Source organism: Morococcus cerebrosus (assembly GCF_022749515.1).
Classification (GTDB): Bacteria; Pseudomonadota; Gammaproteobacteria; order Burkholderiales; family Neisseriaceae; genus Neisseria; species Neisseria cerebrosa.
Map to the genome: position 1 here is coordinate 1,575,478 of NZ_CP094242.1, position 13,771 is coordinate 1,589,248.

Annotated in this window: 12 protein-coding genes and 2 pseudogenes; 5 read left to right on the forward strand and 9 right to left on the reverse strand. The window is 50.4% G+C overall.

All coding sequences use genetic code 11. From position 1 onward, the window contains the following. Window positions 1–21: 21 nt before the first annotated feature. The 4 genes from MON37_RS07400 to MON37_RS07415 form a co-directional block, all read right to left on the reverse strand. Window positions 22–531, reverse strand: coding sequence for a hemerythrin domain-containing protein (locus MON37_RS07400; RefSeq protein WP_003741856.1), 510 nt, complete (start codon window positions 529–531; stop codon window positions 22–24). A 59-nt stretch (window positions 532–590) separates the two neighbouring features. After that, window positions 591–1,556, reverse strand: a complete 966-nt coding sequence (locus tag MON37_RS07405; RefSeq protein ID WP_242883537.1) for an IS30 family transposase — start codon at window positions 1,554–1,556, stop codon at window positions 591–593. Window positions 1,557–1,707: 151 nt separating this feature from the next. After that, window positions 1,708–2,283 (reverse strand): azurin, encoded by a 576-nt coding sequence (azu, locus tag MON37_RS07410; protein ID WP_045075155.1) that lies wholly within the window; start codon window positions 2,281–2,283, stop codon window positions 1,708–1,710. A 286-nt stretch (window positions 2,284–2,569) separates the two neighbouring features. Further along, window positions 2,570–2,992: a DciA family protein gene (locus tag MON37_RS07415; RefSeq protein WP_070636240.1), complete on the reverse strand. Its 423-nt coding sequence runs from the start codon at window positions 2,990–2,992 to the stop codon at window positions 2,570–2,572. Window positions 2,993–3,149: 157 nt separating this feature from the next. Between MON37_RS07415 and secA the strand changes: the two genes are divergently transcribed. The 3 genes and pseudogenes from secA to MON37_RS07430 all read left to right on the forward strand — a co-directional run. After that, on the forward strand, window positions 3,150–5,903 hold the full coding sequence (gene secA / locus MON37_RS07420) for a preprotein translocase subunit SecA (protein WP_242883585.1): 2,754 nt from the start codon (window positions 3,150–3,152) through the stop codon (window positions 5,901–5,903). Window positions 5,904–6,097: 194 nt separating this feature from the next. Then, a protein-coding gene (locus MON37_RS07425; RefSeq protein WP_242883587.1) for an IS630 family transposase occupies window positions 6,098–6,945 on the forward strand; the annotation gives its coding sequence in 2 pieces (ribosomal slippage) (window positions 6,098–6,413 and window positions 6,413–6,945; 849 coding nt in all). A 130-nt stretch (window positions 6,946–7,075) separates the two neighbouring features. After that, a pseudogene (locus tag MON37_RS07430) lies at window positions 7,076–7,210 on the forward strand (IS5/IS1182 family transposase); the annotation flags it as partial. A gap of 85 nt (window positions 7,211–7,295) precedes the next feature. On the opposite strand, the gene MON37_RS07435 reads toward MON37_RS07430, so the two are convergent. Next, window positions 7,296–8,132: a hypothetical protein gene (locus tag MON37_RS07435; protein WP_156122111.1), complete on the reverse strand. Its 837-nt coding sequence runs from the start codon at window positions 8,130–8,132 to the stop codon at window positions 7,296–7,298. Window positions 8,133–8,220: 88 nt separating this feature from the next. On the opposite strand from MON37_RS07435, the pseudogene MON37_RS07440 reads away from it, so the two are divergent. After that, a pseudogene (locus MON37_RS07440) lies at window positions 8,221–8,373 on the forward strand (IS5/IS1182 family transposase); the annotation flags it as partial. Between the two features lie 30 nt (window positions 8,374–8,403). Here the strand turns inward: MON37_RS07440 and MON37_RS07445 are convergent. Further along, the gene (locus MON37_RS07445) at window positions 8,404–10,092 is read right to left on the reverse strand and encodes a glutamine--tRNA ligase/YqeY domain fusion protein (protein WP_039405524.1); all 1,689 of its coding nucleotides are present in this window, start codon (window positions 10,090–10,092) and stop codon (window positions 8,404–8,406) included. Window positions 10,093–10,215: 123 nt separating this feature from the next. Beyond that, window positions 10,216–10,806, reverse strand: coding sequence for a hypothetical protein (locus tag MON37_RS07450; protein ID WP_052242811.1), 591 nt, complete (start codon window positions 10,804–10,806; stop codon window positions 10,216–10,218). A 27-nt stretch (window positions 10,807–10,833) separates the two neighbouring features. On the opposite strand from MON37_RS07450, the gene MON37_RS07455 reads away from it, so the two are divergent. Next, window positions 10,834–11,799 (forward strand): IS30 family transposase, encoded by a 966-nt coding sequence (locus MON37_RS07455; protein WP_242883589.1) that lies wholly within the window; start codon window positions 10,834–10,836, stop codon window positions 11,797–11,799. 272 nt (window positions 11,800–12,071) lie between these two features. Here MON37_RS07455 and MON37_RS07460 read toward each other — a convergent pair whose 3' ends face one another. Together MON37_RS07460 and MON37_RS07465 are read right to left on the reverse strand one after the other, a co-directional pair. Next, window positions 12,072–12,848 carry a DeoR/GlpR family DNA-binding transcription regulator gene (locus tag MON37_RS07460; RefSeq protein WP_039410480.1) on the reverse strand — a complete coding sequence of 259 codons (777 nt, stop codon included), beginning with the start codon at window positions 12,846–12,848 and terminating at the stop codon, window positions 12,072–12,074. A 161-nt stretch (window positions 12,849–13,009) separates the two neighbouring features. After that, a complete protein-coding gene (locus tag MON37_RS07465) occupies window positions 13,010–13,567 on the reverse strand; it encodes a nitroreductase family protein (protein WP_039410483.1) in 558 nt (185 codons plus the stop codon). Window positions 13,568–13,771 lie beyond the last annotated feature (204 nt).

Below are 13,771 nucleotides of genomic sequence, written 5' to 3' on the forward strand. Positions count from 1 at the left end.
AACGGCAATCTGTAAACGACCTTATCTGCGTCGGCGCGCCGCCATGATTTCGCCGATTTCGGTCAGTTTCTCTTTGGGGATAAACGTTTTGCCCATGTCGAACAAGGGTTCTTCAATCGCCAGATGCACATCGTAACCTGCCACAAAGCGTTTGAACGCTTCCGCATCGGGGATATAGGCGTTGTCTGCTTCGAGTTTTGCAAATTCGGCAGCCACGGCATCCCAGTTGCCATGCAGGCTTACATGCTGGCGCAAAAGCTCGTCCACGCTTTCTTGGGCTTGCGGCGCGTATTGCAGCAGGAGCGGGAAGAAGTTTTCTTCTTCGTCTTCATGGTGCAGCGGCGCGGCAACGTTGAAATACTGGGCGATTTGGCGGATGGTTTGCAAAACAATCTGATTGCAGCCGTTTTCGGCGATATAGTCCGACAGCATGGCGACTTGGCCGCAGAAACGGCGTACTTTGCCGTGGCAGGCGTACAGCATTTCAATCGGCTCGGCAAAGGTAACGCTTTTGGTTTCAAACGGATTCATGTTTGTGTTCTCAATGGGTACTTTTCAGACGACCTTGGATTCGGATTTCAAGTGCAACACTAGGGTACCAGTGGTTGGAACAGATTTAAGAATAAAACACTTGGCGTTTCGTAGCCAAGTGTTTTTCTCGGCCGGTGGTTCAACTCATCTTGAACCCTGCGTATCTCCCGATCGCTGATGTTTCGGAAATCGGTTTGTTTGGGGAAATATTGCCGGATGAGTCCATTGGTGTTCTCATTCAGCCCTTTTTCCCAAGAATGGTAAGGGCGGCAAAAATAGGTTTTCGCCTTCAATGCTTTGGCTATTTTGGTGTGTTGGTAGAACTCTTTGCCGTTATCCATGGTGATGGTGTGGACTCTGGCTTTATATGCCTTTAATACCCTAATGGCCGCCCGGGCAGTGTCTTCGGCTTTTAAGTTCTTTAATTTGCAGATGATGGTGTAGCGGGTAGTGCGTTCGACCAAGGTCAATAACGCGCTTTTCTGATTTTTGCCGACGATGGTGTCGGCCTCCCAATCGCCGATGCGGGTTTTCCGGTCGACGATAGCAGGTCGGTTCTCTATGCCGACGCGGTCGGGCACTTTGCCTCTGGTCCATGTGCTGCCGTAGCGTTTGCGGTAGGGTTTGCTGCATATTCTGAGGTGTTGCCACAAAGTGCCGCCGTTGCTTTTGTCTTGGCGAAGGTAGCGGTAAATGGTGCTGTGATGGAGTGTGATCCCGTGGTGTTTATGCAGGTAGGCACATACTTGTTCGGGACTGAGTTTGCGGCGGATAAGGGTGTCGATGTGTTGAACCAGCTGCGAATCGAGCTTATAGGGTTTTCGCCGGTGCTGTTTGGTCAGCCGGCTTTGCTTCTGTGCTTTTTCGGCGCTGTATTGCTGTCCTTGGATGCAGTGCCGCTTGATTTCGCGGCTGATGGTGCTTTTGTGGCGGTTGAGCTGTTTGGCGATTTCGGCGATGGTGCAGTGGCGGGACAGGTATTGGATATGGTATCGTTCGTCTTGGGTCAGTTGTGTGTAGCTCATGGCAATCTTTCTTGCAGGACAGGCCGTATGCTACCGCATACTGGCCTTTTTCTGTTATGGAAAGTTGCACTTCAAATGCGAATCCGCCGACCATTTTATAACAAAACAGCCTGCATAAAGCAGGCTGTCTGTATTTTGAAGCTTGGACGGATTAGTCGACCAAAGTCACTTTGCCGTTCATCAAAGCACCGTGTCCCGGGAAGGTGCAGGCAAATTTGTATTCGCCGCCCGCCAGTTTGGCAGGATCCAGAGTCAGGGAAGCTTCTTCGCCGCCGCCGACCAGTTTGGTGTGGGCAACAACGCGTGCATCGTCAGCTTTCACATAGTCGGTTGCAGCAGCGCCGGCACCGTCTTTGAAAATACCGTCCATGTCTTCGGCTTTACCGATGACGATGTTGTGACCCATGCTTTCTTTAGGTTGGGTACCGGTGTGTTTCAGGGTAACGGTGAATTCTTTACAAGCTTTGCTGACTTGGATTTCTTTAGTGTTGAACTGCATAGCGTCGTTGGCTTCGACAGTAGTCGCGCAGTTGCCGGCGGCAGGTGCTGCGGCAGAATCGGCAGGCGCTGCTTCGGAAGCAGGAGCAGCATCGGCAGGTGCAGCAGTTTCCGCAGGAGCGGCTTCAGAAGCGGCAGGCGCTGCATTCTCAGCAGGTTTTGCAGGTTCTTGCGAGCAGGCAGCCAAACCGATAACGGCGGCAGAAATCAGGGCTAAATATGCTTTCATTTGTATCTCCTAATGATGAGAGTCTGTTAAATTTTACAAAACAAAACTTGCGAATATATTAATAAACCCATATTCGAGTTTACTATCTACAAGCGGAACCAAAGAAATAATGAAGCCGTATTCTGCTACAACAACCCAAACAAGTCCAAGATTCCATAGCAAATTTACATCAGTTTACCTAAAAAAGAATGACTACTATTCAGGTATTATTTCTTTAGTATTAGACCCTCTCATTCGAACGAATGAAATTTAACTTATATTAACAATTTAAATAATAATTCCCAACTCAACGGCTGTGTTTGCGCACCAACTCCGCCAGCGCGGCAGCCAATTCAGGATGCTTATCTTCCAATTTTGCCGCCGCCGCATCAAAACTCTCCAATGCCGCCCCGCTCAAATGCAGGCTGTTGACTTTGGGTTGTGCCGGCGGCTTCGGCACGACTTTGACCGCCACATTCCGAATCCCCGCGTTCAATTCCTGAAGCTGCGGCACAAGCGCGGGCAATATCATTTTCAGGCGCGAAGCCGCCATACCGTTTGCCGCCAGCAACACCAACCTGCCCTCTTCGATGCAGGCAGTTTGAAAGTGCGGGTGCAGGTTTGCCGGCAGGATGCGTTTGACTGCCGCATCCAGCCTGCGCCATTGTTGCGACTGCTGCAACAAACCGGCCAACCGCGCATCCCGCTTGCCCAATTGTTCCAAATTCATATGTTTCAGACGACCTTTTCAAAGTGTACGGTTGTATTATCAAGATTGAAATCCGGTAAAACTGCCTTTATTTCAAACGGCATGACTGCCTTGCTGCGAGGCTTGTGTTAAAATCCCCGTTTCGCCATTATTTTATATCAGGCGCAGGAACTATTTCATGCTGACAAACATTGCTAAGAAAATCTTCGGCAGCCGCAATGACCGGCTGCTCAAACAATACCGTAAATCCGTTGCCAAAATCAACGCACTCGAAGAACAAATGAAAGCCTTGAACGATGCGGATTTACAGGCTAAAACAGCCGAATTCAAACAACGTCTTGCCAACGGTCAGACTTTGGACGACATCTTGGTCGAAGCCTTCGCCGTCTGCCGCGAAGCGTCCCGCCGCGTACTTAGTATGCGCCACTTCGACGTACAGCTTATCGGCGGTATGGTGCTGCACGACGGCAAAATCGCCGAAATGCGTACCGGTGAAGGTAAAACCTTGGTCGCCACCCTTGCCGTCTATCTCAACGCCCTGTCCGGCAAAGGCGTGCACGTCGTTACCGTCAACGACTACCTTGCTGCCCGAGACGCAGGCATTATGGAACCGCTCTACAACTTCCTCGGCTTAACCGTCGGCGTCATCGTCGCCGATATGCAGCCGTTTGACCGTCAAAACGCCTACGGCTCCGACATTACCTACGGTACCAACAACGAATTCGGCTTCGACTACCTGCGCGACAACATGGTGACCGACCAATACGACAAAGTTCAGCGCGAATTGAATTTTGCCGTAGTGGACGAAGTGGACTCCATTCTGATTGACGAAGCGCGCACCCCGCTGATTATCTCCGGTCAGGCGGATGACAACATCCAGCTGTACCAAATCATGAACAGCCTTCCCGCGCACCTCATCCGCCAAGAAACCGAAGAAGGCGAAGGCGATTACTGGGTCGATGAAAAAGCACACCAAGTCATCTTGAGCGAAGCGGGTCACGAACACGCCGAACAAATCCTGATTCAAATGGGTTTGCTGCAAGAAAACGACTCCCTCTACTCCGCCGCCAACATCGCCCTGATGCACCACCTCATGGCAGCATTGCGCGCGCATACGTTATTCCATAAAGACCAACACTACGTCATCCAAGACGGCGAAATTGTCATCGTGGACGAATTTACAGGTCGTCTGATGTCCGGCCGCCGCTGGTCCGAAGGCCTGCACCAAGCCGTCGAAGCCAAAGAAGGCGTGGAAATCAAACGCGAAAACCAAACCCTCGCCTCCATCACCTTCCAAAACTACTTCCGCCTGTACACCAAACTCTCCGGCATGACCGGTACCGCCGATACCGAGGCTTTCGAGTTCCAAAGCATCTACAACCTCGAAACCGTCATCATCCCGACCAACCGCCCCGTACAGCGTAAAGACTTCAACGACCAGATTTTCCGTTCTGCCGAAGAAAAATTCGAAGCCGTCGTCAAAGACATCGAAGAATGCCACAAACGCGGGCAGCCCGTCCTCGTCGGTACCACCAGCATCGAAAACTCCGAGCTGGTTTCCCGTCTTCTGCAAAAAGCCGGACTGCCGCACAACGTCCTCAACGCCAAAGAACACGAACGCGAAGCCCTGATTGTCGCCCAAGCCGGTAAAGTCGGCGCCATTACCGTCGCCACCAACATGGCGGGGCGCGGTACCGACATCGTCCTCGGCGGCAACCTCAAGCACCAAATCGAGGCCATCCAGTCCAACGAAAACCTGAGCGACGAAGAAAAAGCCGCACAAATCGCCGCCCTTGAAAACGGCTGGCAGGCAGAACACGACCAAGTGGTCGCGGCAGGCGGCCTGCACATCATCGGCACCGAACGCCACGAAAGCCGTCGCATCGACAACCAATTGCGCGGACGCGCAGGCCGTCAGGGCGACCCCGGCTCCAGCCGCTTCTACCTCTCATTTGAAGACCCGCTGCTGCGCCTCTTTGCGCTCGACCGTGCCGCCGCCATCCTCAACCGCCTCGCACCCGAACGCGGTATCGCCATCGAACACGGCATGCTGACCCGCCAAATCGAAGGCGCGCAACGCAAAGTCGAAGGCCGCAACTTCGACATGCGCAAACAAGTATTGGAATACGACGATGTTGCCAACGACCAACGTAAAGTCATCTACCACCAACGCAACGAAATCCTCAACAGCAAAGACGTCAGCGACCTGACTAAAGGTATCCGCGAAGAAGTCATCAGCGATTTGGTCGATTTGTACATACCGCCCGACAGCATGGAAGAGCAATGGGACATCCCCACACTCGAAAGCCAGCTTGCCGCCGAATTCCGCCTGCACGAAGACATCCAAGCATGGCTCAAAGCAGACAGCACTTTGGACAATCAGGACATCAAAGAGCGTCTGATTAAACGCGTGGAAGAAGAATACGCGGCAAAAGTCGAGCTGGTCGGTAAAAAACCGATGGCGGATTTCGAACGCAACGTCATGCTGCAAGTCATCGACCTGCAATGGCGCGAACACCTTGCCGCCATGGACTACCTGCGCCAAGGCATCCACCTGCGCAGCTATGCCCAGAAAAATCCGAAACAGGAATACAAACGCGAAGCCTTCGCCATGTTTGAAAACCTGTGGCGCGGTATCAAGCATCAAACCGCTTCCCTCTTAGCCTCCGTCCAAATCGAGCGCAACACCGACGTAGAAGAAATTGCCGAACCCGCACCCGTCGGCATCCAAACCATCCACTCCGAAGCGCCCGACATGGAAGAACTGCTCGGACAATCCCAAACTAATTTGGTTACCGAAGCTTTCGACCCCGATGGAACGGATTTCAGCCCCGAAGCGCTGACCGCCCAAGGCCGTATCGTCCACCGCAACGACCCCTGTCCTTGCGGCAGCGGCCTGAAATACAAACAATGCCACGGCAAACTAAGCTGATGACAGCTTAAACAAAAGGTCGTCTGAAACTTTTCAGACGACCTTTTCATTTTGGCAAGTTAATTTACATCAAGACAAAACAATGAAACCGCAGACAGTACGGATAGAACTAAATCCATTGACTTTATGCTTTCAAACATTATATAGTCAATTAAAAATAAAATAGTACAATACTCAACTTTGAAGGTCTAACCATGGCATACTCTGCGGACTTAAGAAACAAAGCTTTAAACTATTACGAACAATGCAAAAATATCAGCCAAACCGCAGCAACGTTTAACTTGTCAAGAAACACGCTTTACCTGTGGATTCGCCTTAAAAAACAAACAGGCAGCCTAAAACATCAAGTTACCGGTCTAAATGCCGTCAAATTGGATAGGCAAAAACTGGCTCAATATGTTGGGCAACACCCGGATGCCTATCTGCATGAAATCGCCAAACATTTTGATTGTACGCCAGCCGCCGTTTGCTATGCACTCAAACAGATGGGGATGACGCGCAAAAAAAGACCACCACTTACAAAGAACAAGACCCGGCCAAAGTAACGCATTATTTGACACAGCTGGCCGAATTTTCCGACTACCAACGTGTTTATTTGGATGAAACAGGATTTGACCGCTACCTGTTCCGTCCCTATGCCCGCAGCCCGAAAGGGCAAATAGTGAAAGCGCAGATAAGAGGAAAAAGATACCGACGCTTATCTCTGGTGTCCGCACAAGTCGGCAACCGGCTGATTGCTCCGATGGTTTATCAAAATACGATGACCGGGGTCTTTTTTGAAGCGTGGTTTCAGCAATGCCTACTGCCCGCATTGACTCAAAAATCGGTGATTATTTTAGATAATGCACGATTTCACCGTATGGGTGTTTTACGGGAAATGGCGGAAAAATTGGGACATAAGGTATTGCCTCTTGCACCTTATTCACCTGAGCTCAACCCGATTGAGAAGGTGTGGGCGAATATTAAGCGGTATCTGCGAACCGTATTGTCTGATTACGCCCGATTTGACGATGCGTTACTGTCCTATTTTGATTTTAATTGACTATAAAAATCACCCGCCTTGATTTCAGGTAAAGCAACACAGTACCGGTTTGCCCACACATACTGCCTACTCTGAGAAAAGATGACTTCAACTATCTCATCTAAAGAAGCACTGTCCACCGCAGCAATTTTATAGTGGATTAAATTTAAATCAGGACAAGGCGACGAAGCCGCAGACAGTACAGATAGTACGGCAAGGCGAGGCAACGCCGTACTGGTTTAAAGTTAATCTACTATATCTCTCGATGGCATTCGGAACCATAAACGATGCCATAGCAAACTGGTCTGTCCCCTTAAGCCCAAAGGTCGTCTGAAAACCCGATTCCAAGTTTTCAGACGACCTCAATACCTCTATTCTGCCGCCTTTGATTTGGGCCGGACAACTTTTTTACCCCAGCATAATTCGGGCAGATCAATAGTGCTCACTACTGTAACTATATCAGGTTTATCCCTATCCCATTCCAGCGTAACACCGTCATCATCAATCGCACAGCCTGGCAAGTTTTTCTGTGTTAATGTCAGCTCAAAGTTTTTTAACTGTTTATTTGAATCAAGAATGACGTTTCCCCAATAAGGTTGATCATTGGAAGCAATATTTGCCTGCCAATACCCGTCACGTTCAGTGCGCGTCACTCGCCAAAAATATAATTTCCCATCCACAAACCACTCAGGCAGGGACACTTCGGCTGATTCGTTTAACATGCAACTTGATAGGAAATAATCAGCAGGACTGGACGGCATCTTGCCACCTTTAGTCAATGCTTGCCACTCCATCTCTCCGTCACTCCGGCAGGGCCACCCTTCCACATCAACCGTCCTGGCTTCCCCGATAGCATTCATCGTCAGTGTTGCTTGATAACCATCTTCAGTCTGGTACGCAGAACGATTCATTCCATTAACTTCGATGCCTTTCCATTCAACGGGGCGAGAAAATGTAACTTCGCTAAAAGTAGAAAAATCAGGCTTTTTCGATACCCCATCCTGAGGAGCTACGGTCAGCTTAGAGCCTGCCGGGATTCGTATACCATCAATCACCAACTCCTCTTTAGTCGTTTGATAACTTGAATCATCATACCTTTTAGTTTGCCATGCCTTAACCATATACATGCCAAACAATGACACCACGATCAAATTGAAAATGATGGCTGAATTCCTAATCAGCGGATTTTTGGATTTAACAATTGCCACAATACTGGCAATCCAAACTATGCGGCCATAGCCAATATGGCCATGCCAATAAGAATTAAATTCTCCAAAACAAGTATTTCCTTTTCTTTATAGTGGATTAACTTTAAATCAGGACAAGGCGACGAAGCCGCAGACAGTACAGATAGTACGGCAAGGCGAGGCAACGCCGTACTGGTTTAAAGTTAATCCACTATATATTCAGAAAATAGGTCGTCTGAAAACCCGATTTCAAGTTTTCAGACGACCTTCCAGTATTGCTGTTGCCAACAGATTACTTGGGCTGCCAAGAGTCTTTCAGCGTGACCGTGCGGTTGAACACGGGCTGCTCGGGACGGTGGTCTTTGCGGTCGGTCACGAAATAGCCCAGACGCTCAAACTGCCAACGGCTTTCGGCGGGCAGGTTTTTGGCTGCGGGTTCGGCGTAGGCGGTGATTTCCTTAATGGATTCTGGGTTGAGGAAATCGGTAAACGGCAGGTATTCGCCGTCTTCGCCGCGCACGGCATCGGGACGCTCGACGGTAAAGAGGCGGTCATACAGGCGGACTTTGATTTCGGCGGCGTGTTCGGCGGAAACCCAGTGAATCACGCCTTTGACTTTTCTGCCTTCGGGATTTTTGCCCAAGGTGTCATGGTCGATGCTGCATTTGAGTTCGATCACATTGCCCGCCGCGTCTTTTACGACTTCATCGCACTTGATGACATAGCCGTGACGCAGGCGTACTTCGCCGCCCGGGGTCAGGCGTTTGAAGCCTTTGGGCGGATTTTCGGCAAAGTCGTCTGCCTCGATGTAGATGGTTTGGGACACGGGGATTTCACGCCCGCCCATTTCTTCGTGATTGGGGTGGAACGCGGCACGGCGGCTTTGGGTTTTGCCGGCTTCAAAGTTGGTCAGAGTCACTTTGAGCGGGTTCAAGACTGCCATCAGGCGCGGGGCGGAGTTTTCCAGCTCTTCGCGAATCGCGCCTTCCAACACGCTCATATCGACGATGTTTTCAGATTTGGAAATACCGGCGCGTTTGGCAAACAGGCGCAGGCCTTCGGGCGTGTAACCGCGGCGGCGCATACCGGAAATGGTCGGCATACGCGGGTCGTCCCAGCCGGTAACGTGGCCGTCTGAAACCAGTTGGTTCAGCTTGCGTTTGGACGTGATGGAATACAAAAGCTCCAAACGGGAAAACTCGTATTGGCGCGGACGTGTGGCGTGCGGCGCGGGGATGTTGTCCAACACCCAGTCGTACAGCGGGCGGTGTGCTTCAAATTCGAGCGTACACAAGGAATGCGTGATGCCTTCGATGGCATCGGAAATGCAATGCGTGTAGTCGTACATCGGGTAGATGCACCATTTGTCGCCGGTGTTGTGGTGGTGGGCGCGGCGGATACGGTAGATGACGGGGTCGCGCATATTGATGTTGCCTGAAGCCATGTCGATTTTCAGGCGCAGGGTTTTGCTGCCGTCTGGAAATTCGCCGTTTTTCATGCGCGTAAACAGGTCGAGGTTTTCTTCGATACTGCGGTCGCGGTAAGGGCTGTTTTTACCCGCCTCGGTCAGCGTACCGCGGTATTCGCGCATTTCTTCGGGCGTCAAATCATCGACATACGCTTTGCCGTCTTTGATTAAACCGACGGCGTAGTCGTAAAGCTGGTCAAAATAATTGGAAGCGAAACGCGGCTCGCCCGCCCAATGAAAACCGAGCCACTCGACATCTTCTTTGATGGCATTGACGTATTCGTCGTTTTCTTTTTCAGGATTGGTATCGTCAAAACGCAGGTTGCACAAGCCATCGTAAATATAAGCCAAACCGAAGTTCAGGCAGATGGATTTGGCGTGGCCGATGTGCAGGTAGCCGTTGGGTTCGGGCGGGAAGCGGGTTTGGATGGCTTCGTGTTTGCCGCTTTTTAAGTCTTCTTCGATGATGGTGCGGATGAAATGGTTGTCCGCGAATTGGTCTTTGTTGAGCATGGTCAGGAGCTATCTGAAAATATGATGTCGTGCCGATTTTACCTGAAAACAGGACGGCTTTACAGTCAATACAAGGTACAGAGGTCGTCTGAAAACCGTTTCAGACGACCTCTGTATAGACAATTACGAATCGGATGAAAGATTGGAATGGTCGGAAGCATTGTCTTCCGGACGTTTAAATGCGGTTGATGAATCGATAAAATCAACCAGCCGGTTAATCAACAGAACGATACCCAAAATAACCAAAAGTGCGATTGGGTAAAAAATCCCAAGCAAACCGGTAGTGCCGATAAAAGACCAGCGCATGGACGCCCAAAATGCTTGAAGCGAGGATTTTTCCAAAGAGAGCAGTTTGGGGCGGGCTGCGGTAGCGATAATGGAAGCAATCAGCGAACCAACATAAAATACAGGCAACCCTAGCCACAAAAAAGCTGATCCGTGATGATCGTAATTGGGGGAGTAAGGGTCATTATGACTGTCAGCACTGTCTACCGCCATCATAAACAACAACCAAAGTATGGTTGTTATCCACACGCTGCCCGCCACAGTAGCAGGTCGCAAACGATGGGAAAACAGGACATAAACCAGATTCGCCGAACAAAGCATCAACATACCGGCAATCAATGTAAGCTCGAAGCGATCGGGTATTGCCTGGCGGATTCGCATTTGAAGTGCAACTTTCCATAACAGAAAAAGGCCAGTATGCGGTAGCATACGGCCTTTCCTGCAAGAAAGATTGCCATGGGCTACACACAACTGACCCAAGACGAACGATACCATATCCAATACCTGTCCCGCCACTGCACCATCGCCGAAATCGCCAAACAGCTCAACCGCCACAAAAGCACCATCAGCCGCGAAATCAAGCGGCACTGCATCCAAGGGCAGCAATACAGCGCCGATAAAGCCCAACGGCAAAGCCGGCTGACCAAACAGCACCGGCGAAAACCCTATAAACTCGATTCGCAGCTGGTTCAACACATCGACACCCTTATCCGCCGCAAACTCAGTCCCGAACAAGTATGTGCCTACCTGCATAAACACCACGGGATCACACTCCATCACAGCACTATTTACCGCTACCTCCGCCAAGACAAAAGCAACGGCGGCACTTTGTGGCAACACCTCAGAATATGCAGCAAACCCTACCGCAAACGCTACGGCAGCACATGGACCAGAGGCAAAGTGCCCGACCGCGTCGGCATAGAGAACCGACCTGCTATCGTCGACCGGAAAACCCGCATCGGCGATTGGGAGGCCGACACCATCGTCGGCAAAAATCAGAAAAGCGCGTTATTGACCTTGGTCGAACGCACTACCCGCTACACCATCATCTGCAAATTAAAGAACTTAAAAGCCGAAGACACTGCCCGGGCGGCCATTAGGGTATTAAAGGCATATAAAGCCAGAGTCCACACCATCACCATGGATAACGGCAAAGAGTTCTACCAACACACCAAAATAGCCAAAGCCTTGAAGGCGAAAACCTATTTTTGCCGCCCTTACCATTCTTGGGAGAAAGGGCTGAATGAGAACACCAACGGACTCATCCGGCAATATTTCCCCAAACAGACAGATTTCCGAAACATCAGCGATCGGGAGATACGCAGGGTTCAAGATGAGTTGAACCACCGGCCAAGAAAAACACTTGGCTACGAAACGCCAAGTGTTTTATTCTTAAATCTGTTCCAACCACTGGTACCCTAGTGTTGCACTTGAAATCCGAATCCAAGCCTGACTGAACCATATCGAAGTCGTGATGATAATAATGATACTGCCAGCCAATGAAAGGCCGGAAAATGTTCTTTCGCTGATACGGGGGAAATTCATCTTTACGTCTTTTCAAAACTGTTCTTCTGAATCAAAGAACATTCATATACGGATGATTGTTTTCAGACGACCTGCACACTCAATAGCAGCTATCTGAAAACGCTTCCCCATTGTACCCGAATTTCATTAACCTTTTGTAACCCCCGAAATCAAAGCGGCACAGGTTCGGCAACCAGCCATTCTACGCCCGCATCACCCAAAACCTTCTGCATGGCGGCTTCCGGTACGCGGTCGGTAAATACTTTGTCAAACGAGCCGATGTCGCCCAGCCTGACCAAGGCATTGCTGTTGAATTTGCTGTGGTCCACGCCTAAATACCTGACCCGCGCATTGGTCATCATCGCCTGCATGACGCTGACTTCTTTATAGTCGTAGTCCAAAAGCGAGCCGTCGCTTTCCACGCCGTGCGTACTCATGACGGCATAATCGACTTTAAACTGATTGATAAAATCGACCGTCGCCACGCCCGTAATCCCGCCGTCCAAGGGGCGAACGACGCCGGAAGTAATGATGACGGTGTAGTCGGTGCGCGCGGACGTGATGGAGGCAACGTAAATATTGTTGGTGATAATCCGCAGGTTTTTACGCTGCTTGACCAACTCGGCGGCAACGGCTTCCATCGTCGTGCCTATGCTGATAAACAGCGACGAATTGTCGGGAATGTGGGCGGCAATCAGGCGGGCGATGGCGTTTTTTTCATTTTGGCAGTGTTTTCGCTTACCTTGCGCCACGCCGCCAGAAATATCGCCGACCGACGCTCCGCCGTGGTAACGCTTCAACTGCCGCGTTTCGCTCAATTCCTGTATGTCGCGGCGTATGGTCTGCGGGGTAACGTCCAAGGCTTCCGCAAGCTGCTCGACCGTCATGAAATGCTGCTCGCGCACCAGGGCAAGGATGTGTTCGTGTCTTTGTATTTTCGGTTTCATCTGGATTTGTTTCAATTCGTTCCGGTTCGTTTGAATTCGGATTGTACGCCTTTTGCCCAAAATCGGAAAAGGCTGCCGCCGATTCGGCTTTACCCAAAACCAAAGGTCGTCTGAAAACCTGAATCCCCGGTTTTCAGACGACCTTCGGCTTTGTGAACCGTTTACCAAGTCGTTACGAATTGTTCCAAATCGGTATTTTTCGCACCGCCCCCCTCTTCCACAGGAGAGCCGATCATCATCAGCCCGATAATCTTATCTTTGTCCGAACAACCGAATGCTTCGCGCAAGAGCGGGCTGTTGACCCACATTCCCGTAATCCACACATTGTCGAAGCCCTGCGCGGAAGCGGCAAGCTGCAACCCGTAGGCGGCACAGCCCGCGCTCAACATCTGTTCCCATTCGGGTTTGGGCTTCGCCACTTCGCGATTAGGCGCAAAAGTTACGCCGATAACCATCGGAGCCATACTGCCCACCCGCTCGGCCTTTCTCATAACATCGTCACCAAAATTTAATTCGGTAACGGTTTGGCACAAAATTTCGCGGAAACGTTGCAATCCTTCCGCGCTTTGAATGACGGTGAAGCGGAACGGACGCATATTGCCGTGATCGGGAACCTGCGTAGCGGCTTGAAGCATTACTTCCAGTTGCTCTGCGTTCGGCGCGGGAGCAGTCAGTTTTTTAGATGAACGACGTGTGGTGAGAAGGTGTAAAGCGTCCATTTTTTTCTTTCGAATCAGTTAAAACAGCGGATTTTATAGCACAAAGCGAATTGAAACACCATGTTTGGAAACGCGGTTAAGAAGCATAACAATACAATAGGCACTAAAATCATTACATAAATTTACTCTATATAAATAGAAGCTGTTAATCCGCTGCATCCAAATATAAAGGTCGTCTAAAAACAAGCGCGGCAAATTTTCAGA

Bases quoted from the DNA above. Each gene is read 5' to 3' on its own strand.
- secA (WP_242883585.1), top strand. From the start codon at position 3,150: ATGCTGACAAACATTGCTAAGAAAATCTTCGGCAGCCGCAATGACCGG.
- MON37_RS07445 (WP_039405524.1), bottom strand. From the start codon at position 10,092: ATGCTCAACAAAGACCAATTCGCGGACAACCATTTCATCCGCACCATC.
- MON37_RS07460 (WP_039410480.1), bottom strand. From the start codon at position 12,848: ATGAAACCGAAAATACAAAGACACGAACACATCCTTGCCCTGGTGCGC.
- MON37_RS07465 (WP_039410483.1), bottom strand. From the start codon at position 13,567: ATGGACGCTTTACACCTTCTCACCACACGTCGTTCATCTAAAAAACTG.
- MON37_RS07400 (WP_003741856.1), bottom strand. From the start codon at position 531: ATGAATCCGTTTGAAACCAAAAGCGTTACCTTTGCCGAGCCGATTGAA.
- MON37_RS07450 (WP_052242811.1), bottom strand. From the start codon at position 10,806: ATGCTACCGCATACTGGCCTTTTTCTGTTATGGAAAGTTGCACTTCAA.
- azu (WP_045075155.1), bottom strand. From the start codon at position 2,283: ATGAAAGCATATTTAGCCCTGATTTCTGCCGCCGTTATCGGTTTGGCT.
- MON37_RS07415 (WP_070636240.1), bottom strand. From the start codon at position 2,992: ATGAATTTGGAACAATTGGGCAAGCGGGATGCGCGGTTGGCCGGTTTG.
- MON37_RS07405 (WP_242883537.1), bottom strand. From the start codon at position 1,556: ATGAGCTACACACAACTGACCCAAGACGAACGATACCATATCCAATAC.
- MON37_RS07455 (WP_242883589.1), top strand. From the start codon at position 10,834: ATGGGCTACACACAACTGACCCAAGACGAACGATACCATATCCAATAC.